Raw genomic sequence first — 26,049 nt, forward strand, 5'->3', positions numbered from 1 at the left:
GGCCCCAACTCCCGACCCCCGCCCCCCCCCCCCCAGCCGGGCGGGGGGTCGGGAATCCCCCCCAACCACCCCCACCCCCCGGGGGGGGGCGGGCCCCGCCCCCCCCCCCCCCCCCCCACTCCTCGGTGCGTTCCGAACGATCAGGTGCTGCTCGGGCGCGGGGTGGCGGGGAGGGTGGCGGTGCCGGTCAGCAGGGGCCACTCCCGATGGAAGGGCGGGAAGGGGAGGCTCTTCTCGAAGAGCGGGGTGCCGAAGATCTTCAGGTGGGCGGTGAGCGCGCCGTTCAGGTCGACACCGCCGACCAGGGCCCAACTGCCCTTGAGCTCCGGGCCGTTGCCCGGGAGGTCGACGGCGAGGGAGCCGTCGGCCTTGGCGCTCAGATAGGGGGCGACGGTGGTCTCGACGCCGACCGTGTCGTACAGGCCGACACTGGCCTGGACACCGAGGGCGGCACGGACGGAGGCCTTGCCGGTGAGGCGGACATGCACCGGGGAGACCTTGGTGTCCGCGCTGGTGGTCGGGGTCCAGCCCTTGCCGCCGGTGTAGTCGGCGCGCACGGCCCAGGTGCCGGTGGCGTCCTGCTCGGTCTCCAGGTGGACCTGGCCGTCGGCACTGACCTCCAGGTAGCAGGTGAGGCCGAGGTTGACCACCACGGGCAGGCCCGCGACGTTCAGCACCGGGCTGGCCTGCAGCTTGGCGAAGGGGACCCGGACCGGCGCCGCACCGGTGTTGCGGGCGACGTCGCCGGTGACCTTCCAGTGCGCCTGGGCGCCCAGGTCGAAGCCGACCGAGGCGGTGCGCGGGCTGCCGGCGGCCGCGCCGTGGTAGGCGAAGTGGACGGCCGGGTGCAGCTGGAGGGAGCCGGAGGCGTCCAGGCTCGCGCCCTCGGGCAGCGGGACCGGGGCCTTGACGTTGAGCTCCAGGGTGCCGGAGGCGTCGGCCTTCACGCCGTTGCCGTCGACGCCCGCGGTGGCCTTGAGGTCCTTGACCAGCGGGGTCACCTGGATGCCGTGCACGTCGATCGGCGCCTGGCCGTCCGCCTCGGTGCGGCCGAGGAGTTCGGCGAGGGTGGCCGGGCGGGTGGTGAGGTTGAGGGTGTTGCCCGTGCCGGGGTTGACGCCGGTGACCGCGACCAGCGCGCCCTGCGGTGCGGCGGCGGTGGGCGGGCTGGCGATCAGCTGACCGGGCTGGACGGCGGCGGCAGCGGCGGACGCGGTGGCCGATGCGCTGGCACTCGCGCTGGCACTCGGACTCGCGCTCGCACTCCCGCTCGCGCTCGGACTCCCGCTCGCGCTCGGCGCATTGGACGGGGCCGCGGAGGACGGGGCGGACGGAACGGCCGTCGGGCCCGCGGCCGTCAGGACGGCGGTGCCCTTCCCCGGGTCGTAGCCGGTGAGCTGGAGGCTCTTGGTCGCCGCCGCGACCGCGCCGCCGTCCTTGCCGGGGCTGCCGATGGCGGCCTGCTGGTCACCGGCCGGGGCGACCGTGACGTTGCCGGTTCCGCCGCCGCCTCCCGTACCGGGGGACGACGTGCCGGAGGCCGCGGCGCCGGCCCGGGCGTGGGCCGCACCGGAGGCCGCGCCACCCGCCGGGCTGCCCCCGGCGGTGGTCGTGCCGCGGTCGGCGGTGCCGGTGGCGGCGGCCGGTTCGACGGCGGCCTGCGGGGTGGTGCTGCCGGAGCCGGTGGGCCCGCACGCGGCCGTTCCGGCGAGGATGAGGGTGAGCAGGGCTGCGGGCGCGGCCCTGCCTATCGAGGGTTTGAACACGCGGCGTCATGTTACTGACGAGGAATAAGTTTGTCGAAGACAGGCCAAGGCGGGCTGAAATACCAGGTCAGCATAGCCGCGCCACGGGCAGCCGAGCACCGTCCCAGGCGCCCGTCGGCGCCGCCGCCGCGAGCTCGGCGAGATAGCGGGAGCGCTCCATCGGCACCGCGCCGAGGCTGCGCACGTACGGCCCGTCCCACTGGGCGTCGAGCAGTCGCCCGCCGACGGCGGCGAACCGCGCCCCGAGGTCGGCGACGGCGACCCGGGCGGCGTCCGGCCGCCGGTGGAACATCGAGTCCAGGCTCAGCACCGGCCCGACGGCCACCCCGAAGACCCCGCCGATCAGCTCCCCGCCCTCCCACACCTCGACGCTGTGGGCCGCGCCCCGCACCTTCAGCCCGACCAGCGCCTGCCTCAACTCGGCCGTGAGCCACACTGGTTGACGCCCCTCGGCACAGCCGGTGAGGACCTCGTCGAAGGCCCGGTCGGCGGTCGTCCACCACTCGACCGCACCCCGCAGCCGCCGGGCGAGCCGGCGGGGCAGCCGGACCGCGTCGGGCCGCAGCACCGGCCGCGGGTCCGGCGACCACCAGGCCAGGACGTACGGGGCCGCCGCACCCGGCAGCAGCGCCACCTCCCCGGCGTCCACCGACTCCCCGTACAGCGCCTCGTTGTACGCGCCCGCGTACTCGTCGGCCGCGGGCAGCGGGAAGAGTCCGCGCCGGTAGGCGGCCAGCAGCTCCTCCGGCCCGAGCACCCCGCCGAAGGCCACCGGGCCCGCTCCGTCGGCCCGTCGGAGGTCCAGTGCGTCGAAGACGGTCGCGGTCACAGGAATCCCTCGTCCGCCAGCCGGTCCAGGTAGTGGTCCAACAATCCGGCGTCCACCTCCGGCAGTTCGATCCCGCTGCCCGCCAGGGCGGCGTCCGCGTTGCGCCGATCGAAGCGCGGGAACACCGGCTGGAAGTAGAGCTCGCTGATGGAGAGTTCGGATCCGGGCGCCCGGTCGACGAACAGCGGGACGAACGGCGTGATCGGGTGCGTCGGATGCCCGGCCGCGAACCGGACCAGCCGCCGCACCCACTCCCGGTACGGGACCCGGGCGACCAGGTGACCGCGCGCCCGGAGCCGTTCGGCCAGCTCGGGGAGCCCCGCCGGGTCCGGCGAGGTGAGGTGGTAGACCTCGCCGTCGGCGGGCGCGTGCGCGGCGATGTGGGCGACCGCGCGGGCGAACCGGTCGGCGGGCACGAAGTCCAGCGGCAGTCGGACGTCCGGGTAACCTCCGCTGTCGGCAACGTACTTGATCAGCGCGCAGAGTTCGGTGCCGGTGTTCATCACGCCGGTGGCGAGGTCGCCGGTGACGTCGTTGGTGCGCAGCACGGTGACCGGCAGCCCGTCCGCCGCGGCGTTGTGCAGCAGCTGCTCGGCGACCCACTTGCTCTCCACGTAGCCGACGCCGAGCCGCTCGGGGTGGGCCAGCGGCGTGCGTTCGGTGACCTCGTCGACGCCGGCCGCGCCGAACCCGGCCAGCACGGCGAGGGTGGAGAGGTAGTGCACGGGCACGCCCCGGCTGTGCCCGGCGAGCCGGACCAGCTCCCGGGTGCCGCCGACGTTGGGGGCCCTCAACTGGTGGTAGGGGTAGAGGAAGTTGACCTGCCCGCCGAGGTGGTACACCGCGTCCAGGTGCCCGGCCAGCCAGCCGAACCGCTGTTCCGTCAGTCCGAGCCGTTCGGCGGCCAGGTCGCCGACCAGCGGGACCACCCGGCCGGCTTCCGCCAAGTCCTTTTGCAGGAAGCGCTGTTGGGTTGCGCGTAGCCGCTCCAGGGCGTGCTCCCGGTCGGGGGCGCGGACCAGGCAGTGGATCCGCGCCGCGGTGGTGGCGAGCAGCACGTTCAGCAGGTGGGCGCCGCAGAAACCGGTGGCGCCGGTGAGCAGGATCTCGGCGGGCTCGGCCCGGGAGGGCGCCGGGCTCCAGGACTGCCCGACGGGGTGGGTGAGTCGGGCCTCGGCCTGCCAGTCGACGGCGGCCTCGCCCGGGGCGGTGCCGGTGCGGGCGGCCTGGAGGGCGGCGGTGAAGTCGCGCAGCACGGGCGCGCGCAGCAGCGCCCGGGTGAGGGTGCGGACATGGCCGACGTCCAGGCCGAACATCATCCGGACCCGGGCGAGCATCTCCATGGCGAGCAGCGAGGTGCCGCCGAGGGCGAAGAAGTCGTCGCCGGGGCCGACGAGTTCGGCGCCGAGCAGCTCCGCCCAGAGCTGTCCGACGGCGGCCTCCACGGCGCTCGGCCCGGTTGCTGCCGTGGGAGGTGCGGTTGTGGAGGGCGCGGTCGCCGGGGTTGCGGTCGGGGCGTGCCTCAGCGACCGCCGGTCGATCTTCCCGGCCACCGTCAGCGGCATGGCCTCCAGCGGGACGAACTCCGCCGGGACGAGGTACTCCGGCAGCCGCTCCGCCAGGAAGGCCCGCAGCTGCTCGGGCCTGACCGCCCGGTCGCCCAGCGTGTAGTACGCGGCGAGCACCCGGCTGCCGTCCGGCGCGCTGCCGTCGGCCGCGACCAGGGCCTGCCGCACCGCCGGGTGGGCGGCCAGCACCACCTCGACCTCGGCCGGGTCGACCCGGTGTCCGCGCACTTTCACCTGGTCGTCCAGGCGCCCGAGGATCTCCACCTGTCCGTCCGCCCGCCAGCGCCCGGCGTCGCCGGTGCGGTACATCCGCTCGCCGGGCAGCGGTGCGTAGGGGTCGGGCAGGAACGATTCGGCGGTCAGCCCGGGCCGACGCCAGTAGCCGCGGGCCAGGCCGGGCCCGCCGAGGTGGATCCCGCCCCGCTCGCCAGGTCGCACCGGGCGCAGCCGTTCGTCCAGCACGTGCACCCGCACGCCCGGCAGCGGACGGCCGATCGGGACCGGCGCGGCCGGGGTCGCCAGCAGCTCCGGGGTGACCTCGCAGTGCAGCGAGGTCACCGCCGCCTCGGTCACCCCGTACGCGTTGAGCAGCCGCACCCCCGGCAGCCGCTCCGCGCAGGCCCGGCAGTCGTCGGCGTGCACCACGTCCCCGCCGACCACCACCAGCCGCAGCCCGGCCGGGGCGGGGCCGCCGGGCGGCAGCAGGTCCAGCACGTGGTGCCAGTACGCGGGGGTGAAGTCGGCGACGGCCAGGCCGAGCCCGGGCAGCCGCCGGACCAGTTCGGTGGGCGCCCAGGTGTCCCGGCCGCCGAGCACGACCGTCGCGCCGGCGAGAAGCGCGGAGAACACCTGCTCCAGCGCGGTGTCCGCACCGAGCGCGGCCAGCTGGAGCACCCGCTCGCCGGGGGCGAGGCGGTAGGCGCGGACGACCCGGTCGAGGGTGAACAGCAGCGCGCGGTGGGTGACCGGGACGCCCTTGGGGCGGCCGGTGGTGCCGGAGGTGTAGATCAGGTAGGCGAGGTCGTCCGGTCCGGACATCACTCCGTCCGGCCCGGGCACCCCGGCGCCGTCCCCCGGCGCCACCCGCTCCACCCCGTCGAACCCGTCACCGTCCGTGACCGCCACCCGTGCCCCACTGTCCGCGACCAGGTCCGCCAGCCGTCGCTGCGGATGCGCCGGATCCAGCGGCAGGAACGCTCCGCCCGCCTTGAGCACCCCCAGCCAGGCCACCACCAGCTCCATGTCCCGCCCCAGGCACACCGGCACCACCTGCTCCGGCCCGACCCCCCGGGCCCGCAGCGCGGCCGCCAGCCGGTCGCTGCGCGCGTCCAGCTCGCGGTAACTCAGCGTGCCCTGCTCCCCCACCACCGCGACGGCCGTCGGCTCCCGCGCGGCCCGGGCCCGGAACAGCCCGTGCACCGTCCCGGGAGCACCCGCGCGGGCGACGGCGGGCTCGTCACCCGTGAGGGGCTCGCCCCCCTCGTCGCCGGCGCCCTCGTCACCGCCGCCACCCCCCGGTTCGACGCCCACGTGCCGTTCCACCCAGGCCAGGCACTGACCCCGCCCGGCCGGCCCGAACACCCGCCGCCACCCACCGGGCAGCGGTAAGTCCCCGGGCCAGAGCGCGTACTGACCGTCGTCGTTGCGCACCACGGCGTGACGTCCGGAGCTCACATCCGTCCGTACTCCCCGTGCGCTGTCGGCTGCGTCGTCCACCGGCTTGACCTCGTGCTGAAGCGGAAGAATGCTGGGAGGTGCGACATTTCCGACTATACGCACTCAGGGGACACCGACAACGTCCGTCGCACGGACCGCCGGACGCCGCTGATGCGTGGGCCGACCGGTTCCGCAGGAGGTTCCGCGGACCCCGCCCTCGCCCGAACTCCCCCGCCCGCACGGCGGGGTGGTGTCGCGGAGGAGGTAGCCTCATTGACTCGCCGGCGACAACGCCTGATGGTCTGTTACCTGCTCTGGATGGTGCTGTTCACCGGCATCTACTTCGCCGACCCCGCACTGCGGGTGGTCTGGTGGACGGGCATGGGGCTCGGCGGCGTCGCCGCCATCGTGGTCGGCGTCCGGCTCAACCGGCCCCGCCACCCGCTGTTCTGGTACGTGCTGGCCCTGGCCAACCTCAGCTTCACCACGGGCGAGGCGATCCAGGCGCTGCAACTCGACATCCTGCACCTGAAGAACCCGTTCCCGTCCGTCGCCGACGGCTTCTACCTCGCCGAGTTCCTGCTCTACGCGGTCGGCCTGCTCGGCTTCATCCGCTGGCGCACCGCCCACCAGGACCGGGCCGGTCTGCTGGACGCCCTGATCATCACGCTCGGCCTGGCCCTGCTGGTCTGGATCTACCTGATCCTCCCGTACGCCCGGAACCCGGCCCTGACCTGGGTGCAACAGGCCGTCTCGATCGCCTACCCGCTCGGCGACGTGGTCGTCCTCGCCCTGCTGCTGCGGCTGTTGACCCCGCGCGGCGGCAACTCCCGCGCCCTGCAACTGCTCACCGTCGGCGCCCTCGGCCTGCTCACCTCCGACGTCCTGTACGGACTGATCCAGCTGCACGGCACCTGGCGCATCGGCACCGGCGTGGAACTCGGCTGGGCCGCCTTCTACACCGCCTGGGGCGCGGCCGCGCTGCACCCCTCGATGGTCGACCTGACCAGACCGGTCCCCACCCAGCAGCCCGACCTCTCGGCCGGCCGGCTCGCCCTGCTGACCCTGGCCTCGCTGATCGCGCCCGGCATCCTGATCATCGAGTCGCTGGCCGGGAACACCAGCAACGCGGGCGTGATCGGCGCCTTCTCCGCGCTGCTCTACCTGCTGGTGCTGGCCCGGCTGGGCGTGGTCGGGGTGGCCCGCCGGCAGGCGGCGGACCGGGAACGGACCCTGCGCGAGGCCGGTGCCCGGCTCACCGCAGCGGTCACGGTGGCCGAGGTCGCGGACGCCGTGCAGTCCGCCGCCTCCACCCTGATGCCCGCCGAACGCGGGCACGTCGCCCTGCTCGCCGTCACCGAGTCCGGGGTGCTGCACATCCGACGGGCCGGCGACGGCACGGGTGCCGGCACCGAACCCGGCACCGGCACCGAACCCGGCGGTCCGCGGGACGAGGAGGTGCTCGCCCGGCTCGCCGCCCACCGGGAGACCCGGCTGCTGCCGGTCGGCTCCGGCGACCTGCCCGCCCACCTCGGCGGCATGCCCGCCGCCCTGGTCTGCCCGCTCACCCTGGCCGAACGCCCCTCCGGCGACCCGCTGATCGGCGCGCTCGTGGTCACCGGCACCGAGCAGGAGCTGACCAGCCTCTGGGGCTCGCTGGAGATCCTGGCCGCGCAGGCCGCCCTGGCCGTCGAACGCGTGGTGCTCAGCCAGGAGGTCACCCGGCGCAACAGCGAGCTGTACTTCCGCACCCTGGTGCAGAACGCCAGCGACGTCATCCTGATCCTGGACGCCGACGACGGCATCCGGTACGCCTCCTCCTCCGCCGAACGCGTCCTCGGCCACCCCGATCTGGTCGGCACCCTGCTGACCGACCTCGTCCCGCCCGAGGACAGCCGGGAGGTAGGCAAGGCGCTGGCCCGGATGCGCGGCCCCGCCGACCCGCCCCGCGGCGACCAGCCACGCGAGCACTGGCGGCTGCTGCGCCAGGACCGCTCCCCGATCGAGGCCGAGGTCCGCTCCACCGACCTGCGGGAGGACCCGACCGTCGGCGGCCTGGTGCTCACCCTGCGCGACGTCACCGAGCAGCGCCAGATGGAGCGCGAACTGACCCACCGGGCCTTCCACGACTCGCTGACCGGCCTCGCCAACCGGGTGCTGTTCCAGGACCGGGTCGGCCACGCGCTCTCCCGCGGCGAGCGCAGCGGGGCCGTCACCGGGGTGCTGTTCATCGACCTGGACGACTTCAAGATGGTCAACGACACCCAGGGGCACGCGGTCGGCGACGAACTGCTGGTCGCCGTCTCGCTGCGGGTCTCCACCGCGCTGCGCAGCTCCGACACCGCCGCCCGGCTCGGCGGCGACGAGTTCGCGGTACTGGTCGAGGACGCGCTGTGCCCGACCGACGTGGACACCATCGCGGGCAACGTGCTCGCGGTGTTCGCCGAACCGTTCAAGCTCAGCGCGGGCGCGGTCCGGGTGAGCGCCAGCATCGGCGTCGCCACCACCGAGGACAGCGTGGACGCCACCGAACTGCTCAGCCACGCCGACCTCGCCCTCTACTCGGCGAAGGCGGCCGGCCGCCGCCAGTGGTGCCACTACCGGCCGGCCCTGCAGGCCGGGCTGGTCGAGCGGCACGAGCTGAACGAGAACCTGGACTCCGCCCTCGCGGAATCCGCCTTCCAGCTGTACTACCAGCCGATCGTCGACCTCCGCACGGGCGACCTGGTGGCCTTCGAGGCCCTGGTCCGCTGGCCGCACGACCGGCGCGGCATGGTCCTGCCCGACGAGTTCATCGCCCTCGCCGAGGAGAGCGGCCAGATCGTCCCGCTCGGCGCCTGGGTCCTGGAACGCGCCGCCGAGGAGGCCGCCGCCTGGCACGCCGCCAGCTCCGCCGCCCGCCGCGCCGCCGGCCGCCCCCCGCTGCGGGTCAACGTCAACGTCTCCGCCCGCCAGTTCCGCGACGCCGGATTCGTCGACGTCGTCCGGCACGCCCTCGACACCTCCGGCATCGACCCGCGCACCCTCGTCCTGGAACTCACCGAATCCGTCCTCATCCGCCGCGACGACCGGCTGCGCGCCGACATGGCCACCCTCGGCGACCTCGGCATCGGCCTGGCCATCGACGACTTCGGCACCGGCTACTCCTCGCTGTCGTACCTGCGGGAGTTCCCGATCTCCCTGCTGAAGATCGACAAGTCCTTCATCGACGGACTCGGCCTCTCCCCGCAGCAGTACGCCCTGGTCGAGGGCATCACCCGGATCGCCGAAACCCTCGGCGTGCAGGTCATCGCCGAGGGCATCGAGCACCCGGACCAGCGCGACCTGCTCGCGGCCATGGGGTGCCCGCTGGGGCAGGGGTACCTGTTCGCGCACCCGATGGACGGCGCCCGGGCGCGGGAGCTGGTGCGGCGGGAGACGCGCGAACCGGCCTAGTCGGACAGTGCGTCAACAAGGCAATGTCGGGGAAAAGTACCAGTAAAGAACAATCGCTCCCCCCACCCGGATCGATTCTGACTTCGAGTCAGAAAACCCTCAGACAATCCTCCCCTTCTCGGCAAATCACCATCAATCAGCACCGCACGTAGGCGATCCGTTACAAAATCTTCATCCCGGCTGGCCATGAGGCCTCCAGCGGGAATGAGAGATTGTCATTCGGCTTGAAAAAGCTTTTACCAACAATGGCAATCTCTTGAGAGAGTCTTGATGTCACGACGGTCTCTGGCCTCGTCCGGTTCCACGGACGGGGCCTTCTCCACGCGCAGGACCCGGCGAATAGCCGCGCTCCTGACGCTCGGTCTGCTGGTGCAGACCGGCGTGGCGGTGGACGCGCTCACGGCGACCCCCGCCGTCGCCGCGCCCACGCCACCCGCACCCCCGGTCGCCCCGGCCACCGAGGCGGCCGACGAGGCGTCGGCCCTGCTGACCGCCCGCCTGCAGCAGCGGCGCATCGAAGTCACCGGCGCCCGAACGGAGTTCACCACCCTGTGGGCGAACCCCGACGGCACCCTGACCTCCGACCGGTCCACCGGGCCGATCCGGATGAAGATCGGCGAGGCCTGGGTGCCCGTCGACACCACCCTGGTGCAGACGGCGGACGGCAAGGTCGCGCCGAAGGCGCACCCGGGCGGGGTGGTCTTCGAGGGCGGCGACGCCGGGGTGACGGTGGGCGACAGCCTGCCGAGCGCCGCGGCGACGACGGCGCCTAGCGCCGTTCCGTCGGCCGCCCCGACGAAGACGCCCGACGCTGCCACACCGTCAGCGAGCGGCTCCGCCTCGGCGGCTGCCTCGCCGTCGGCTGCCCCCTCGGCCTCCGCTTCGGCCTCCCCGTCCTCGTCCGCGTCGGCGTCGGCATCCCCGTCGGCCTCCGCCTCCGCCGAGCCGACCCGGGCCTCCCGCAACGGCGCCCGCGCCGCCGCGGCCCCGACCGCCGACCCGAAGCCGGCCGACCCCAAGCCCGCCGAGCGCGAGCTGGTCAAGATCGGCTCCGGTGAGCAGCAGGTCAGGTTCGGCTGGCTCGGCAAGCTGCCCAAGCCCAACCTGGAAGGCAACAAGGCCACCTACGTCGACGCCCGTCCCGGCGTCGACCTGGTCCTGGAGGCCACCCGGACCGGCTTCGAGCAGTTCCTGATCGTCAAGGACCGTGCCGCCGTCGCCCAGACCGGCACCGTGACGATCCCGCTCGACACCACCGGCCTCACCGTCGCCCCGCAGCAGGACGGTTCGATCCAGCTGCTCGACAAGGCGAACGGCAAGACCGTCGTCCGTATCCCGGCCCCCGTGATGTGGGACGCCGCCGTCGACCAGGTCTCGCAGGAGCACCTGAACCGCGGCGCGGTGACGATGGAGCTGCGCGGCCAGGGCGCCGACACCGAGCTGCTGTTCACCCCGGACGCGGCCTTCCTCGCCGACCGGAAGACCCAGTTCCCGGTCACCATCGACCCGGTGGTGGACGTCGGCACGACCTTCGACACCTACGTCCAGACCAACGAGAACATCGACGCCTCCGCGTCGACGGACCTCAAGCTGGGCAGCTACGACGGCAAGGTCGTGGCCCGGTCGTTCCTGACCATCCCGGGCGGGTCGTTCAACGGCAAGCAGATCCTGGGCGCCACCCTCAACGTCGCCAACTACCACTCCGCCTCCTGCACCCCGAAGCAGTGGGAGGTCTGGAACGCGGGCGGCGCGGCCTGGTGGACCCGGTGGGGCAACCAGCCCGCGCTGGAGAAGAAGTGGGCCGCCTCGAACGACACCTGGGACGTCGCGGGCGACGGTGACAACCACGACTGCTACGCCCCGGACGGCACGTTCTGGGCCAAGGCCGACGTCACCGAGATGATCCGGTACTTCGCCGGGTTCGGCTACAACGACTACGCCTTCGCCCTGAAGGCCGCCGACGAGTCCAGCAGCCTGTCCTGGAAGCGCTTCAGCTCCGCCGAGGGCTACTGGCCGCCGTACATCTCGATCACGTACAACACCGTTCCGGCCACCCCGCCGACGGTCGAGGTCCTGCCCTCCCAGCAGGGCAACCCGCGCTACACCTCGGACCCGAACCCGCGCTTCCAGGTGCAGGCGGCCGACCCCGACGGTGACCCGCTGAAGGTCTACCTGGACCTGTGGCGCGGCGGCACCTTCCTGGGCAGCATCGTCCGGGACACCCCGAACGGCGCGATCGCCACCGTCCGTCCCTCCGACTACGGCATCGCCCGCCTCGACGAGGGCGTGCAGTACTCGATCTGGGCCATGCTCGACGACGGCAAGTCCCGTTCCGGTTGGGTCGGCACCAACGTCGTCGCCGACACTGTCAAGCCCGGTACGCCGTTCGTGAGTTCGTCTGACTACCCGTCCGACGACCTGTGGCACGGCACGGCCAACCAGCCGGGTTCGTTCACCTTCTCGCCCGCCCCGGGCACCGACGACACCGCGGCCTACGTCTACACCCTGGACGGCGGCACCCCGGTGACGGTCGCCGCCACCGGCGCCCTGACCACGTCGATCACGCCGACCACCGAGGGCCGCCGTGTCCTGTCGGTGCAGTCCAAGGACCGTGCGGGGAACCTGTCCCCGCCCGCGAGCTACGTGTTCCGGGTCGGCCAGGCGGGCATCAGCTCGCCGGTCAACGGCACCCAGAGCGCCAAGCGCGTCAAGCTCTCGGTCGAGGCCCAGACCCAGTTCAAGCGGGTGGTCTACCAGTACCGCCGCGGCCCCGGCGCCACGGAGTACAACGTCCCGCGCGCCAACCTCACCAAGGCGGACAACAGCCCGGTCACCGAGGACAAGCCGCGGCTCGCGGACCTCGGCCCGCACGCCAACTGGAACGTGCTGGACACCCTCGGCCAGACCGGCGGCGTCGTGCAGGTGCGCGCCGTGCTGTTCCCCGAGGACGGCTCCGGCAACGGCTACACCACCGTCTGGAACACCATGACGGTCGACCGCAACGCCGACGGTGCCGCGGGCACCGAGATCGGCCCCGGCTCGGTCAACCTGCTCACCGGCGACTACTCGACCGACGTCACCGACGCCGACGAGTTCGGCATGTCGGTCAAGCGCACCACCTCCTCGCGCGACCTCGGCCGCGGCTGGCAGCCCCAGGGCGAGCGGCTGACGGTCAACCAGCGCCAGATCGGCACCGACACCACCGGCTTCACCGCCGGCCAGACCAACATCTCGCGCTCCACGGCGCGCGGCCACGACAGCTCCACCGACTCGCTGCTGATCACCCCGGCCGCCTCCGGCTGGGACTCCTTCGCCGCGCTCGGCCCGGAGTACACCATGGGTCAGGGCATGAAGCCCGGCCGCACCTACCGGCTCACCGGCTGGATCTACGTCCCCGGCGCCACCGGTCTGGACAACCCGCTGGCCAACCGCGGTCTGCGGATGGTCGGCGTCTACCGCACCCCGGCCGGCTACGGCGAGACCGCCTCGCCGAAGGCCTCGTTCACCGACGGCTGGCAGCAGCTGACCGTCGACATGGCCGTCCCGGCCGACGCCACCGAGGCCTGGTTCCGCCTCTACAACGGCAACGCGGCCGGCAGCGGCAAGGAGGTCTTCTTCGACGACCTCTCGCTGAAGGAGATCGTCGCCCCGTTCGGCCCGCAGTGGGCCGGCGGCCCCGACGCGGGCACCGGGTCCGAGCTGCGTTCGCTCTCCTTCCCGCAGTCCGACCTGGTCGAGATCAAGGGCAACGACGACAGCTCGCTGACCTTCGCCAAGGGCAACGACGGAACGTTCTTCCCCGAGCCCGGCGCCGAGTCGCTCACCCTGAAGGCCGTCCCGGCCAAGTCCGGCGCGATCGTGCTGTCCACCTCGGGCCAGTGCCTGGAGGTGCCGAACGGCGCCGCCGGCAACGGCGCGCGGCTGCAGCCCGCCCCGTGCACCGGCGCCGCCAACCAGCAGTGGACCCGCGGCGACGACCTCTCCCTGCGGCTGCTGGGCTACTGTCTGGACAACCCTGCGGGCTACACCGACAACGCCACCCCGCTCATCCTGTGGGGCTGCAACGGCGGCACCAACCAGCAGTGGGAGTCGCGCACCGATGGCATGGTGACGAACCGCTACTCCGGCAAGTGCCTGGACGCCGACAAGGGCGCCTCGATCTGGGTCTGCTGGGCGGGCCCCAACCAGATCTGGGACATCCAGACCGCCGGCACCACCTACGAACTGACCGAGCTGGACGGCTCCAAGACCGTCTTCGCCCGCCAGGCCGGTTCCGACATCTACCAGGTGGTCAGCGAGACGGGGCCCGAGGCCAACTCCACGACCCGCTACCAGTACGACACCACCGACGGCCGCTCGCTGGTCAAGCGGGTGATCCCGCCGGTCGAACCGGGCGTCGACGACGTCAACGGCTGCACCGTCGACCCGTTGCCGCGCGGCTGCCAGGTCCTTGAGTACGACTACGGCAAGGTCACCACGGCCACCGCGTCCACCCCGGGCGACTACCTGGACCGGGTGCGCGCCGTGAAGGCCTGGTCGTGGAACCCGGTCACCTCCAAGCAGGAGCCCGTCGAGGTCGCCCACTACGCGTACGACGACCGCGGCCGCCTGGCCGAGGTGTGGGACCCCCGGCTGGCCACCCCGTTGAAGACCACCTACGGCTATGACGACGCCGGTCGCGTCACCCGCGCCACCCCGGCCGGTCAGCTGCCGTGGAACTTCGACTACGGCAAGGCTGCCGCCGACCAGGACCCGGGCCGACTGCTGAAGGTGCGGCGCGCCGCGCTGGCCCAGGGCTCGAAGGACCAGGTCAACGGTGAGACCGCCACCAGCGTCGTCTACGACGTACCGCTGACCCGCGGCGCCGGCGGTCCGTACGACATGGCCGGCCCGGACGTGGCCAAGTGGGCGCAGACCGACGCCCCCACCGACGCCACCGCCGTCTTCGACCCCGAGGACAACCCGGGCACCGGCACCGCCTCGGCCGCCAAGCCCGGCCCGGACGGCTACAAGCCCGCCAGTGTCCACTACCTCAACGCCTCCGGCAACGAGGTCAACACCGCAACTCCGTCCATCACCCCCGGCGGTGACATCGACACCAAGGAGTACGACCGCTACGGCCACGTCGTGCGCACCCTGGAGGCCACCAACCGCTCCATCGCGCTCAACACCCACCCGGAGGCCGACAAGTACGCGGCCGAGCTGAACCTGCCGACGGACTCCGCCTCGCGGGCCCGCCTGCTGGACTCGCGCACCGTCTACACCGCCGACGGCCTGGACGTGGCGGAGACCCTCGGCCCGGTGTACCGCGCCGCGCTCGCCGAGGAGGTCAAGGGCCAGAGCAACCCGGTCACGGTGACCGCCGAGGCCGAGAAGCTGCCGCAGCTGGGCACCAACACCAAGGTCCAGGTGGACAACGACTGCTGCGGCCTGACCTGGTCCGGCGGCGCCCACCTGAGCATCCGCGGCACGGCGGCGGGCGCGTTCGACAGCATGCGGGTCAGCGTCCCCGAGGAGGGCGACTACGTCCTCTCCGGCCAGCTCACCAAGGCCAGCGACCACGGCGTCATCCAGTGGTCGATCGACGGCCGGAACGTCGGCCGGCCGATCGACACCTACAACGCGGGCGGGCTGATCGCCCCGTTCACCGTCGGCGAGTCGGTCCACCTGGCGCGCGGCGACCACGAGCTCAAGCTCACCCTGGTCGACACCAACACCGCCAGCGGCGGCGAGCGCTTCCACACCGGCGTCGACACCGTCACCCTGACCAAGACGACCGTCAACCCGACGCTCCCGACCGGCACTTCGGTCGTGGCCCGGGACCACAACACCAACACCTACGACGAAGGGAAGCCCGACGGCCAGGCCTACCACCTGGTCACCACCGCCACCGACGGCGCCCGCATCGACGGCTACGCCGACGACGTGGAGCTGCGGGTCACCAAGAACGGGTACGGCACGCCGATCGGCGGGACCTCCGGCTGGACGCTGAAGAGGCCCACCTCGGTCACCACCGACGCGCTCGGCGCCAAGCTCACGAACACGATGAGCTACGACGCCCAGGGGCGCACGGTCGAGACCCGCGTCCCCGGCAACAACGCAGCGGACGCCGGCACCGTGAGGACCGCGTACTACACGGCGGGCGCCAACGCGGCCGCCCAGGTCTGCGCCAACCGTCCGGAGTGGGCGGGACTGCCCTGCACCACCAGCCCGGGCGCGGCCGTCACCGGCGCGGACTCCGCGCGGATGCCGACCACCCTGCCGGTCAAGCAGGTCACCCGGTACTCGCGGTCCGGCAAGCCGGAGGAGGTCGTCGAGACCAACGCCGGCAAGACCCGCAAGACGGTGACGGTGTTCGACGCGGTCGACCGGCCGGTCTCCACCGAGACCACCGGTGACGAGGGCACGGCCGTACCGAAGTCCGAGACCACGTACGACCCCGCCGCCGGCGAGGCCGTCAAGGTCACCGCCGACGGCAAGTCGGTCAGCACGGTCAAGGACGTCCTCGGCCGCACCGTGTCCTACACGGACGCGGACGGCGCGACGACCACGACCGAGTACGACAAGTTCGGCAAGCCGGTCAAGGTCACCGACCCCAGCGGCGCGCTGTCCTTCACCTACGACCGGGCCAAGGACCCCCGCGGCCTGCTCACCTCGGTGACCGATACCAAGGCCGGCGAGTTCACCGCCAAGTACGGCCCGGACGGTCAGCTCGTCGAGCAGACCTACCCCGGCGGCATCGTCCGCAAGGACACGCTCAACGCCTCCGGCAAGGCCGTCGCCCGCAGCTACACCCGGGCGTCCGACGACACCGTGATCTGGGCACAGACCAACGAGCTCTCCACCCAAGGCCAGATCGTCAAGGACAGCACCGGCAACGGCAGCAAGAGCTACGGCTACGACCGCCTCGGCCGCCTGGTCAAGGCGGAGCACGGCAGTACGGGCAGCGGCTGCACGACCCGGGTCTACACCTACGACAACCACTACAACCGCACCGGCAAGGCCGTCTCCGGCTCCGCCGACGGCAGCTGCACCACCGCCGGCGCCACCACGAACACGTCCACGTACGACAGCGCCGACCGGATCACCGACCCCGGCTACCAGTACGACGCGTTCGGCCGCACGGTCAAGACGCCGGCCGGCTCCTCCCTCGGCTACCGGGTCAACGACCTGGTTGCCTCCCAGGAGACCGCCGAAACCCGGCAGACCTGGACCATCGACCCGACCGGGCGCTTCAACGGCAGCACCACCGCCAAGAAGCAGGCCGACGGCAGCTGGTCCACCACCGCCACCAAGGTCCACCACTACGGCGGCGAGAGCGACAGCCCCCGGTGGATCGTCGAGGACCCCGCCTCCGGCGCCTGGACCCGCAACGTCCCGGGCACCGACGCCGACCTGGCGGCCACCGTCACCAACAAGGGAGAGACCCAGCTCCAACTCACCAACCTGTTCGGCTCGGTGGTCCTCACCACCGACACCGCCCTCACCAAGCCCGTCCTCCTCGACGCCGACGAGTACGGCAACCCGGCGCAGGGGCAGCCCGCCACCCGCTACGGCTGGCTCGGCGGCAAGGAACGGTCGGGCGAGGCCCAGGACAACCTGGTCCTGATGGGCGTCCGCCTCTACAACCCCGCCACCGGCCGCTTCCTCTCCGTCGACCCGGTCCAGGGAGGAAACGCCAACGCGTACGACTACGTCTACGGCGATCCGATCAACCAGTACGACCTCGACGGCCGCTTCTGCCTGAAGCACCGCAAGGGCGGCGGCTGCGTAGGCGGCCGCACCTTCAACAAGGCCAAGGACAAGGTCAGCCACGCCGCTTCGAAGGCCACCAACGTGGTCAAGGGCGCGGCCAAGAAGGTGAACAAGCGGAGCGTGGTCCACTTCGCCGTGAACGTCGGCGTCGGAGCCGTCGCCGGTGGCGGTGCCGCTCTCTTCTGCGGAGCGACCGCAGGCCTCGGCTGTCTGGTCGTCGCGGGCGCCGTCATCGGCGTCACGGTCGGCACCCCTGCGCACGTCGGCGCGGACGGGGTGATGGGCTACAAGGTCTCCGATCGGCAGATCGGCAAGTACGCCCTGCAGTCCGGATTCGGCGGGGTCAACCAGGGCTTCATCCGGGACCGTTACACCACCTCGCTCTTCGGCCTGGCCTGGGGCCGGTTCGCACGCGGCTGGAGGAACATCACCGCAGGAACCCGGTTCATGAGGTAACGGACCGACCGCATTAACACGGCCGGTACGGTGGGAGAGACCACCGAGCCTCTCCCACCGTACCGGCCAGCTATCCAATCCCCATCGAGAGAAGGAATCCGAGGAGCACGCCCCATGCAACTGCACCACATCGGAAAGCGGCGGCAATGGCTCGACCCGGTCAGTCCCCAGGGTGTTTCCGCAGAGATCGACTCTCCGCTCGGCACGGTACGAGTCAACCGCAAGCGCACCGGCGCTGTGACGTCCTTCGGCAGCCGTCTCGAACAATGGGACTTCATGCTGGACGAGACCCGCATCCTGTCTGTCGACGGAATGTTCAACCCCGGCTATCCCGCCCGGCGACGCGTCCGCCATGGACTCGACATCACCCTGCTCGGGGAGCCGGGCCGGGTGTCGGCTGCCCGCACCCTCCGGCCGAGTCGGCGGTACGTCAGGATGAACACCCCAACCCTCACGTACGAGGCCCGAACCCACTTCCCCGGATACGTCGTGCGCGATGGGAACGGGATCGAGCGGGCCCGCTATGACGGCGCTTTCTGGGAGTTCGAAGAACCCGATCCCGCCGACGTGGCCTTCGCGTCGTTCTTCATCGCGGCAGCCCTGGAACCGTTCATGACCTCGCCGCTGCTGGAGATCTTCTGAGCCCGGCTGTGAAAGCCGAGAACCCAGCGGGGAGCGCATGGATATCGTCATTTCCGGCCTCATGACCGTCGGCCGGGGACTGCTCGCAGTCTTCGATGCGGCCAACTTCGTCGAAGGGTGCAAGACTATCGCCCAAGAAGCCAGAGGGACCAAGGAAGACGAAGAGAAGTGAAATCCTGGTACGCGGTGCGGTGTGTGTTCCGGTGGGAGGCCTCGGAGGGGCCTTGCTACGAGGAGCGGCTGACGCTGTGGCAAGCCGGGTCATCGAACGAGGCGATCGTACGGGCGGAGGAGGAGGCCGGACGGTACGCGCGTGAGAACGGGGTCGAGTACCTGGAGTTCGCGCAGGCGTACCGGCTGGCGACCGACGGGCGGCCGGGGGACGGGGACGAGGTGTTCTCGCTGCTGCGCGACAGCGAGCTGGGCGAGGAGGCCTACCTGGACCGGCACTTCGACACCGGTCAGGAACGTCAACGACACGCCCGGGGCGCGTGAACCGAGCGGCGGTCAAGGAGACTTGACCGCCGCCAGACAGAAACAACACCAGCGCCATGACCTGGCGTGAGCTGCGCATGGTCGGTCGCCATCCAAGGAAGTGAAATGGAAGCAGCATTTTCGGGGATGTCACCCTGGGAGATCAACCGGGACTTCACTGAGATTGCTACGCCGCTGGGCGCACTCGATCTCCACAATGATGCCTCCCTTGTTGGGTTTCGAGTTTTCGGACACCCCCTGCCGTCACTTCTGATCGACTTTTCCGATGGGCGCGGCCGGCCATTCTCGCTGGAGTTCAAAAATGTCGGTGAACTGACCGTTCGGCAGGGTGGTGTGGCTTCGGATGGATGGCTCGAAATCCCCGAAGACGCCGAATGCGAGGGTCTTGACAATGTAAGCTACTATGAGTACGGAACCGACCTTCCTCCAGTCTTTGACATTTCCTCACTCAATCTGGATATGAAGTTCCGATCAGGAGAGGTCCGCTTCATTCGGCCAGCCGAATAGTCGCGATCAGTGATTCACTGATTGATCTCCATTTTTCGTGACGGCCCGTCGGTTCGTCCGGCGGGCCGTTTCGGCATTTCTGGCTACTGTCGCGGCCCGGGTTGCCCACACCTCCAGAATCACCAAGGCCGAACTGATCCAACTCTGCAAACCTTCCGGATACTTCCGGTACGATCCGCGACACAATGACCGAATGGAGCTCGCGGTGAGATTCAAAGTCGAGATCGAGAACCGCAGCGACCGACAAATGGAGCTCATGCTCGAACCCGAGGGCAGTGACTTCTGGATGGAACCCGGCGACGCGCTCGTCGTGAACAGCGAGGCGCCGCCCGGCACCGAAATCCCTTCGTCGTACAGATGACGGATGACGGCGTATCGGTCTGGTCCAACTACGGCCCCGGCTGGGTGTCCACTCGAGCCGGCGAGGACCTCGACACCGGACACAACAGGCCCGACGATGCCTATCCGGAATTCAAGAGATCCGCAACGGACGCCGAACCCCGAAAGGACTGGCCGGGGAGGCTCCTCCCCTGGCGCCGGGACGAATGACCGCCATGGAACTCGACTCCGCCGGAGCCGGGTCGACCTCGCCCGGCGGCGTGTTCGCTGCGGACTCGACATCACCCTGCTCGGGGAGCCGGGCCGGGTGTCGGCGGCCCGCACCCTCCGGCCGGGGCGGCGGTACGTCAGGATGAGCACCCCGACCCTTGCGTACGAGGCCCGAACCCACTTCCCCGGATACGTCGTGCGCGACGGGAACGGGATCGAGCGAGCCCGCTACGACGGAGCCTTCTGGGAGTTCGAGGAACCCGATCCTGCCACTGTGGCCTTCGCCTCGTTCTTCATCGCGGCAGCCCTCGAACCGTTCATGACCTCGCCACTGTTGGAAATCTTCTGAGCCCGGCCGCGAGAGCCGAGAAACGAGTTTGGAACGCATGGATATCTTCATATCCGGCCTGTTGGCTGTCGGCCGGGGCTGCTCGCGGTCTGCGATGCGGTCAGCTTCGTCGATGGGTGCAGGATGCTCGCCCAAAAGGTCAGAGGAACCAAGGAAGACGAAGAAAAGTGACCCGAGGCGTTGGAACGGGCCGACGGGTTGGCTCGGGAGGGGATGAGACATGACAGCGGCGAAGAAGTCCTGGTACGCGGTGCGGTGCGTGTTCCGGTGGGAGGCCTCGGAGGGGCCTTCGTACGAGGAGCGGCTGACGCTGTGGCGGGCCGGGTCGTCGGACGAGGCGATCGGGCGGGCGGGCGGAGGAGGAGGCCGAGCGGTACGCGCGTGAGAACGGGTTCGCGTACCTGGAGTTCGCGCAGTCGTACCGCCTGGCGACCGACGGGCGGCCGGGGGACGGGGACGAGGTGTTCTCGCTGCTGCGCGACAGCGAGCTGGACGAAGGAGCCTACCTGGACCGTCACTTCGACACCGGGCGGGAGCACCAGGGCGGCAACACCTCCCGGGAGTAGGAACGGGTCAACGTCGGCGCGGACGGATTCCTCGGCCATCGACCCTCCGATCGCGAAATCGCGGGCTACGCCCTCAAATCCGCGGCAGGTGGCGGCTACTCGGGCGGATTCCGATCCGTGGCGAAAACCTCTCCGTACGGATTGATGGTGAAGGGCATCAAACGCCTGTGGCGGTGACACCCGAGCCCCTCAGGTAGAGTCGCACAGGAATCGTGCGACCAATCCACCGGCCGGCCAACGGCGCTGAACCAACCGATGGCCCAGCCGGCTTCGGTGGGGCGCGCGATCGCACGCCCCACCGAGCGCCGAGAGATCCACAGCAAGCATTCGGAGCGACAATGGAACTCAAGGTTCTCGTTTCCACCATTCAATGGCTGCACCGGGCGAAGAAGCGGGAAAAGCTCGCGGAACTCACCTCCCCGCTCGGAGTGATCGATATCGTCCGAGGCCCGATGGACGAGCTGAACGCCTCCGGGCAGATGCTGGAGCGCTGGGAGTTCCTCCTCGACGGGGCCGAACTCCTGGTCGTGAACGGCATGGGCACACCCGGCCACGGAGCCCGGCGACAGGTGGCCGCTGGGCTCGACATCGTGGTCCAGGGTGTGCCGGGCCGCCTCAACGGTGCACGCGGGCTCCGGTCATCGCGACGATTCATCTCGATGACGGCAGGGGACATCAGTCTCGAAGCGCGCCCACAATGGCCCCGGTACGTCGTCCGCGACGGCTCGGGAAAGGAATGCGCCACGACCAACGGCAAGGCCTGGACCTTCACGAGTCAGGACCCTGCCCTGGTCGCGTTCGCAGCCTACTTCGCATCGGCCGCCATGGAGCCGATGCTCACCTCGCCGCTGCTGGAGATCTTCTAGGTTCGCCGGAGAAGAACCGAGGCACTGCGGTGGCGGGGCGCCCCCGGGTGCCCCGCCACCGCCCACCCGAAGGAATGGGTTTCTGTGGACACGCTCCGAAGGCTTCTCTGGCGTACGGGTTCCCGTCTCGGCTCGCTGCGGTACACAGCCCGCCTGGTGAACGCCCATGCGGATGCGGGCGATCTCAACCGAGCGATGGCCGCGGCCGCCTCCAAGGCTGCCGCCGGCATCCCGGGCGCCAACCTGCTGGCAGCAGATCTCCTCGCAGACCGGATCGGGGACCGGAAGGCCGCCGAAAGCTACTACAGGGCGGCCGTTGATGAAGGGGACGAGGAGGCGTTCAACAATTACGGCTGCTTCCTCAGCGAGGACGACGATCGCGCCGAGGAGGCCGAGGAGATGTTCCTGAGAGGGATCTCCACAGGAGATCCGCTGGCGATGGAAAACCTCGGCAAGCACTACTTTGATCTGGGGGACGACGAGGCCGCTGCCGAATTCCTGAAAAAGGCCGTCGAATCGGGCAGGAACAACGCGCTCTCGTACCTCGCCCGGGCGGAATCCCGCAGCGGACGAGCCGCCCCAGCACTTGCCCATGCACGAATGGCAGCCGCCCACGGTGTTCGCTCGGCCGATCTGGCGCTGGCCGAGGCGCTCGCATCCGATCCGGCGGCCGATCCGGCCGAGATCGACGTGGCCTACCGGCGAGCCGTGGCCGGATCCGACGAAGGGGCGCCGTTCTCGTACGGTCGTTGGCTTCAGGACAACGGACAGCCGAGCAAGGCACTGTCCCAGTACCAGGACGCAGCCGACCAGGGCGAGATCAACGCGTTCCTCAACATGGGGAACATCTTGAGCGATCTCGGCGACCCGACAAGGGCAGAGGAGATGTACCGGCTCGGCCGGGAAGCCTCCGATCCCGAGTCAGCGGCAGCACTGGCCGAACTCCTCGCGTCCCGAGAACGCTACTCCGAAGCCACTTCGGCGGTCGGTGCCGCAGAGGCCCTGGGGCTTCCTCCGCACAGGGTCACGGAACTACAGGACCTGGTGACCAGGGCCCGTAACCACCGACCCGAGCTGGATGAGTGAACAACGAACCGCACTCTCACTGAAGAATCCCAGGAGTTCCATGGAGATCATCGTTTCCGGCCTGTTGGCCGTCGGCCGCGGACTGCTCGCAGTCCTCAACGCGGTCAACACCTATGAAGGATTCAGGATCATCGCCCGTGAGATCAGAAGGACCAAGGAACGCGAAGTGAGGTGAGGGCAAGCGAGGCGTCGACCCCCACCACTGCGGAGCAAGTACGGGTCAACCGAGTGGCGGTCAAGGTTACTTGACCGCCGCTTCATCCTTTTTCGGCCGACGGACTGTCACACTGTGCGACCCCGAGCACAGTTGAGGAGTTTCCGTGGACGGCAGACGGCCCCTGATCGAGGACTTCCCCACCCACCCCGATGGCGATCCCGCCGCCGAGCTGGCCCGAGTGGTGCGGGAGCGACGTACCGAGTCGGGGCTGTCGCTCGCGCAGCTCGCGGAGCGATCGGGGCTGGGCGAGGGGCAGTTGAGGGCGGTGGAGGCGGGACATGCGGCGCCGACCCTGCCGCTGCTGGCGGCGCTGTCGGAGGCGATGCGCGACGCGCAGGTTCACCCTCACGAGTGATTGCCGACACTCCGCACACTGACCGACACTCGGAGTATCCGGAGAGCCCAAAGGCCCTCCCGGCGCAAGGAGTTGCTGCCATGACCGCAACCGAATCCTCCGCCTCCTCCGAGATCCCGCAGATCGTCGACCACGCCCAGCCCGCCGAGCACGGGCAGAACCTCGCGGACGTCGGCGGCAACGTCGGCGCCGTGTGGCGCGCCTGGTGGACGTGGACCCCGTCGCACGGGACGTTCAACCTGCAGTTGGACTGGAACGTGATCGGGATCGACTCGACCGTCGTCATCACCGCGTCCGAGATCGACTCCAACGGGAACCGCTTCGTCGGTGCGGCCGCCTTCCAGGTGTCGAGCATCGCCCCCGGCAACGGCATCGTGACGTTCAAGATCGACATCGGCTGGGGCAGCTCGCTGCCGATGCGCACCGACGTCCTGGTCTTCAACTGACCGGTACGCAGGGCGCGGAGAGCCGGAAGAGGAGGGAGTGGGAAGTCGGCCGGTCCGACTTCCCACTCCCTTCTCGCGCATCAGCCCAGGGGTGTAAACCCGTGGACCAATGCGGGCGTTCGGGAGATCAATCGGTGGGCCGATGCCGGCCTCCCGGGCCGCGTGACAGCGTTCCGGCCATGGACACCACGCCGTTCACCGGCCCCACCGCCTCCACCGGACCGACCCGCCGTCGCGTGTTGGGCACCGCCCTGGCCCTGGGCGTCGCCGCCCCGCTCGGCCTGGCCTCCACCGCCCGGGCGGACGCCCCCGCACCCTCCGGCGGCACCCCGAACCGGCTCACCCTCCCCGAGCCGACCGGCCCGCACCGCGTCGGCACGGTCGCCCTGCACCTGCGCGACACCTCCCGCCCGGACCCGGTGGCCGGCGCCGGGCGCTTCCGCGAACTGATGGCGAGCGTCTGGTACCCGGCCCGGCGGACGGAGGACTTCCCGCTCGCCCCCTGGCTGGCCGACGGGCCGATGCAGGCCTTCCTCCAGGACGTCGGCTTCCCGCTCCCGCTCTCGCTCGCCCCGCTCACCTCCGGGCACCTGGGCGCGCCCGTGCACCGCTCCGGCCGCCGGCTCCCGGTCGTCCTGTACGCGCACGGCGCGCACAGCCACCGGGGCGACCACACCGTCATCGTCCAGGAACTCGCCAGCCACGGCTACGTGGTGATCACCGCCGACCTCCCGCACGACGCCTTCACCCAATTCCCCGGCGGCCCCGTGCTCACCCCGGGCACGGACCCGACGGCCGACACCGGCGTGCGGGCGTACATCCCGGACTTCCGCTTCCTGCTGGACTGCGTCGAGGAGTTGGCCGCCGGCCGCAACCCCGACGCCGACGGCCGCGAGCTCCCCGAGGGCCTGCTCGGCGCCCTCGACCCGCAGCGGATCGGCATGTTCGGCTGGTCCAAGGGCGGCAGCGTCACCGCCCAGACCACCGTCCTGGACCCCCGCATCCGGGCCGGCCTCAGCCTGGACGGGCCGATGATCCCGACCATCACCACCGACCTGGACCGGCCGTTCCTGATGATGACCGCCGCCTGGCCCCGCACGCCGGGCTCGGACGCCGAGACCTTCTGGACCCACCTGCGCGGCTGGCGGCTGAACGTCCAGGCCGAGGGCGCGGTCCACAACTCCTACGGCGACAACATGACGCTGATCCCCCAGGCCGGGAAGCTGCTCGGCATGACCGAGCAGCAGATCCAGCAGCAGGTCGGCACCCTCGCCCCCGAACGCGGCATCGCCATCCAACAGGCCTACCCGATCGCCTTCTTCGACCGCCACCTCCGGCACCGCCGCGGCCCCCTCCTCGACGGCCCGTCCGCACGGTTCCCGGAGGTCGAGTACCTCCCGTGACCAGGGCCCCGGGCGGCCCCCACGGGGGTGCGGCCGCCCGGGCCCGCACGGACGGCCGCACCCCCGCCCCTCGGCGAGGGGCCGCTCGGCGAGGGGCCGCGTCGTTCCTCCGGGGGTCAGACCGACATGCCCTGGGTCGCGCTGACGGTGGGCGGGGTGGTGCTGCCCGCGGTGGCGCCGAGGGTGCGTTCGACCTTGGCGACGGCGGTGCGGTACTGCATCGAGGCGGCCTGGGCGTCGGCGCCCTGGCGCTGGAAGAAGCCGTAGGCCAGGCCGACGGTGCCGAAGCGCTCGACCCCGACGAAGGCGCTGAGCTGGATGCCGGCCAGGGTGCCGTCGAGCCGTACGGCGGGGGCGTCCTGGCGGTCGCCGAGGGCGACCGGGGTGACGGTGAAGGTCACCGTGTCCCCGCTGCCGGCGTTGAAGGTGATGGTGTGGCAGGTCCGGAACGCGTCGGTGGCGGTGGCCAGGTCGGCGGTGAGCCGGGCCGGGTCCTCGGCGGTGAGGGACTCGGTGACCATCGGGTTGCCGTCCTGGCCGTCCAGTTCGGTGACCGCCTGCGGGGCCGCCGGGCCGGGCGCGGTGGCATGCAGGTTGACGAGGGCGCTGAGGGCGTCGCAGCCGGTGACCGGGGTCGGGGCCGCGCCGGGGGTGGGGAGTTCGGTGGCGGGCAGTTCGGTGAAGCCCGGTCCGGCGTCGTCCGCGGTGAGCAGCGCCGACCTCAGCTGGTCGGCGGAGGGCAGCGGCTGGGTCTGCGCGGCACCGGCAGCGCCGGCAGCGCCTGCGGCACCGAGAGCGCCCCCGGCACCCGCAGCGCCTGCGGCTCCGGCGGGGCCCAGCACGGCCGCCGCGACCAGGAGCGCGGCGGGGAGGGCGTGGAGTGGCCTCGGGAGGGACATGCGGGCCCCCGGTCGAGAGGTCGGGCAGGGACAGGGGTCCAGTGTCCCACCGGGGGCCGGGCGGGGCGCGCGGGCGCACGTCCGCGCAGGTCAGACGGTGGGGCCCGGGGGGGGTCGCCCCCGGCCCCGGGGGGGCGGGGGGGCCCCCCCCCCCCCCCCGGCAGAGGGGGGCGGCCCGCGCGGGGGCCGGGGGGTTAGGCCGCG

19 protein-coding genes are annotated in these 26,049 nt (G+C 71.4%); 15 read left to right on the forward strand and 4 right to left on the reverse strand.

Annotation, left to right across the window (positions count from 1 at the left end):
* Nucleotides 1–140: 140 nt before the first annotated feature.
* The 3 genes from ABTZ03_RS14160 to ABTZ03_RS14170 all read right to left on the reverse strand — a co-directional run bounded on the left by ABTZ03_RS14160 (nucleotide 141) and on the right by ABTZ03_RS14170 (nucleotide 5,837).
* Nucleotides 141–1,766 (reverse strand): hypothetical protein, encoded by a 1,626-nt coding sequence (locus tag ABTZ03_RS14160; protein ID WP_350513201.1) that lies wholly within the window; start codon nucleotides 1,764–1,766, stop codon nucleotides 141–143.
* Between the two features lie 67 nt (nucleotides 1,767–1,833).
* Nucleotides 1,834–2,595 (reverse strand): leucyl/phenylalanyl-tRNA--protein transferase, encoded by a 762-nt coding sequence (locus ABTZ03_RS14165; protein ID WP_350513202.1) that lies wholly within the window; start codon nucleotides 2,593–2,595, stop codon nucleotides 1,834–1,836.
* Complete coding sequence (locus tag ABTZ03_RS14170) at nucleotides 2,592–5,837, reverse strand: amino acid adenylation domain-containing protein (RefSeq protein ID WP_350513203.1); 3,246 nt, start codon at nucleotides 5,835–5,837, stop codon at nucleotides 2,592–2,594. Before ABTZ03_RS14170 ends, ABTZ03_RS14165 begins: the two co-directional genes overlap by 4 nt.
* A 255-nt stretch (nucleotides 5,838–6,092) precedes the next feature.
* Between ABTZ03_RS14170 and ABTZ03_RS14175 the strand changes: the two genes are divergently transcribed.
* The 15 genes from ABTZ03_RS14175 to ABTZ03_RS14245 all read left to right on the forward strand — a co-directional run bounded on the left by ABTZ03_RS14175 (nucleotide 6,093) and on the right by ABTZ03_RS14245 (nucleotide 24,946).
* Complete coding sequence (locus ABTZ03_RS14175) at nucleotides 6,093–9,254, forward strand: putative bifunctional diguanylate cyclase/phosphodiesterase (protein ID WP_350513204.1); 3,162 nt, start codon at nucleotides 6,093–6,095, stop codon at nucleotides 9,252–9,254.
* A gap of 270 nt (nucleotides 9,255–9,524) precedes the next feature.
* Complete coding sequence (locus ABTZ03_RS14180; protein ID WP_350513205.1) at nucleotides 9,525–17,465, forward strand: ricin-type beta-trefoil lectin domain protein; 7,941 nt, start codon at nucleotides 9,525–9,527, stop codon at nucleotides 17,463–17,465.
* A gap of 114 nt (nucleotides 17,466–17,579) precedes the next feature.
* Nucleotides 17,580–18,107 (forward strand): hypothetical protein, encoded by a 528-nt coding sequence (locus ABTZ03_RS14185; protein WP_350513206.1) that lies wholly within the window; start codon nucleotides 17,580–17,582, stop codon nucleotides 18,105–18,107.
* Nucleotides 18,108–18,144: 37 nt separating this feature from the next.
* The gene (locus ABTZ03_RS14190; RefSeq protein WP_350513207.1) at nucleotides 18,145–18,279 is read left to right on the forward strand and encodes a hypothetical protein; all 135 of its coding nucleotides are present in this window, start codon (nucleotides 18,145–18,147) and stop codon (nucleotides 18,277–18,279) included.
* Nucleotides 18,276–18,602: a hypothetical protein gene (locus tag ABTZ03_RS14195; RefSeq protein WP_350513208.1), complete on the forward strand. Its 327-nt coding sequence runs from the start codon at nucleotides 18,276–18,278 to the stop codon at nucleotides 18,600–18,602. Before ABTZ03_RS14190 ends, ABTZ03_RS14195 begins: the two co-directional genes overlap by 4 nt.
* Before the next feature lie 105 nt (nucleotides 18,603–18,707).
* Nucleotides 18,708–19,109 carry a hypothetical protein gene (locus ABTZ03_RS14200; RefSeq protein ID WP_350513209.1) on the forward strand — a complete coding sequence of 134 codons (402 nt, stop codon included), beginning with the start codon at nucleotides 18,708–18,710 and terminating at the stop codon, nucleotides 19,107–19,109.
* A 193-nt stretch (nucleotides 19,110–19,302) separates the two neighbouring features.
* Nucleotides 19,303–19,470: a hypothetical protein gene (locus ABTZ03_RS14205; protein WP_350513210.1), complete on the forward strand. Its 168-nt coding sequence runs from the start codon at nucleotides 19,303–19,305 to the stop codon at nucleotides 19,468–19,470.
* Between the two features lie 330 nt (nucleotides 19,471–19,800).
* The gene (locus ABTZ03_RS14210; protein ID WP_350513211.1) at nucleotides 19,801–20,007 is read left to right on the forward strand and encodes a hypothetical protein; all 207 of its coding nucleotides are present in this window, start codon (nucleotides 19,801–19,803) and stop codon (nucleotides 20,005–20,007) included.
* Between the two features lie 220 nt (nucleotides 20,008–20,227).
* The gene (locus ABTZ03_RS14215) at nucleotides 20,228–20,392 is read left to right on the forward strand and encodes a hypothetical protein (RefSeq protein WP_350513212.1); all 165 of its coding nucleotides are present in this window, start codon (nucleotides 20,228–20,230) and stop codon (nucleotides 20,390–20,392) included.
* A gap of 519 nt (nucleotides 20,393–20,911) precedes the next feature.
* Nucleotides 20,912–21,439, forward strand: a complete 528-nt coding sequence (locus ABTZ03_RS14220) for a hypothetical protein (protein ID WP_350513213.1) — start codon at nucleotides 20,912–20,914, stop codon at nucleotides 21,437–21,439.
* Between the two features lie 156 nt (nucleotides 21,440–21,595).
* Nucleotides 21,596–22,525, forward strand: coding sequence for a hypothetical protein (locus tag ABTZ03_RS14225; protein ID WP_350513214.1), 930 nt, complete (start codon nucleotides 21,596–21,598; stop codon nucleotides 22,523–22,525).
* 40 nt (nucleotides 22,526–22,565) lie between these two features.
* A complete protein-coding gene (locus tag ABTZ03_RS14230; RefSeq protein WP_350513215.1) occupies nucleotides 22,566–22,700 on the forward strand; it encodes a hypothetical protein in 135 nt (44 codons plus the stop codon).
* 145 nt (nucleotides 22,701–22,845) lie between these two features.
* A complete protein-coding gene (locus ABTZ03_RS14235) occupies nucleotides 22,846–23,097 on the forward strand; it encodes a helix-turn-helix domain-containing protein (protein WP_350513216.1) in 252 nt (83 codons plus the stop codon).
* Nucleotides 23,098–23,177: 80 nt separating this feature from the next.
* On the forward strand, nucleotides 23,178–23,543 hold the full coding sequence (locus ABTZ03_RS14240) for a hypothetical protein (RefSeq protein WP_350513217.1): 366 nt from the start codon (nucleotides 23,178–23,180) through the stop codon (nucleotides 23,541–23,543).
* A gap of 179 nt (nucleotides 23,544–23,722) precedes the next feature.
* Entirely contained in the window at nucleotides 23,723–24,946 is a 1,224-nt protein-coding gene (locus ABTZ03_RS14245) for an alpha/beta hydrolase family protein (RefSeq protein ID WP_350513218.1), read from the forward strand.
* 116 nt (nucleotides 24,947–25,062) lie between these two features.
* On the opposite strand, the gene ABTZ03_RS14250 is transcribed toward ABTZ03_RS14245, so the two are convergent.
* The gene (locus tag ABTZ03_RS14250) at nucleotides 25,063–25,845 is read right to left on the reverse strand and encodes a hypothetical protein (protein ID WP_350513219.1); all 783 of its coding nucleotides are present in this window, start codon (nucleotides 25,843–25,845) and stop codon (nucleotides 25,063–25,065) included.
* Nucleotides 25,846–26,049: the final 204 nt, after the last annotated feature.

The organism is Kitasatospora sp. NPDC096077 (assembly GCF_040303245.1).
Classification (GTDB): Bacteria; Actinomycetota; Actinomycetes; order Streptomycetales; family Streptomycetaceae; genus Kitasatospora.

What these genes read in the sequence shown, in the direction of transcription:
- ABTZ03_RS14180 (WP_350513205.1), top strand. Translation starts at nt 9,525, where the DNA reads ATGTCACGACGGTCTCTGGCCTCGTCCGGTTCCACGGACGGGGCCTTC.
- ABTZ03_RS14185 (WP_350513206.1), top strand. Translation starts at nt 17,580, where the DNA reads ATGCAACTGCACCACATCGGAAAGCGGCGGCAATGGCTCGACCCGGTC.
- ABTZ03_RS14190 (WP_350513207.1), top strand. Translation starts at nt 18,145, where the DNA reads ATGGATATCGTCATTTCCGGCCTCATGACCGTCGGCCGGGGACTGCTC.
- ABTZ03_RS14200 (WP_350513209.1), top strand. Translation starts at nt 18,708, where the DNA reads ATGGAAGCAGCATTTTCGGGGATGTCACCCTGGGAGATCAACCGGGAC.
- ABTZ03_RS14205 (WP_350513210.1), top strand. Translation starts at nt 19,303, where the DNA reads ATGGAGCTCGCGGTGAGATTCAAAGTCGAGATCGAGAACCGCAGCGAC.
- ABTZ03_RS14210 (WP_350513211.1), top strand. Translation starts at nt 19,801, where the DNA reads ATGAGCACCCCGACCCTTGCGTACGAGGCCCGAACCCACTTCCCCGGA.
- ABTZ03_RS14215 (WP_350513212.1), top strand. Translation starts at nt 20,228, where the DNA reads ATGACAGCGGCGAAGAAGTCCTGGTACGCGGTGCGGTGCGTGTTCCGG.
- ABTZ03_RS14220 (WP_350513213.1), top strand. Translation starts at nt 20,912, where the DNA reads ATGGAACTCAAGGTTCTCGTTTCCACCATTCAATGGCTGCACCGGGCG.
- ABTZ03_RS14230 (WP_350513215.1), top strand. Translation starts at nt 22,566, where the DNA reads ATGGAGATCATCGTTTCCGGCCTGTTGGCCGTCGGCCGCGGACTGCTC.
- ABTZ03_RS14240 (WP_350513217.1), top strand. Translation starts at nt 23,178, where the DNA reads ATGACCGCAACCGAATCCTCCGCCTCCTCCGAGATCCCGCAGATCGTC.
- ABTZ03_RS14245 (WP_350513218.1), top strand. Translation starts at nt 23,723, where the DNA reads ATGGACACCACGCCGTTCACCGGCCCCACCGCCTCCACCGGACCGACC.
- ABTZ03_RS14250 (WP_350513219.1), bottom strand. Translation starts at nt 25,845, where the DNA reads ATGTCCCTCCCGAGGCCACTCCACGCCCTCCCCGCCGCGCTCCTGGTC.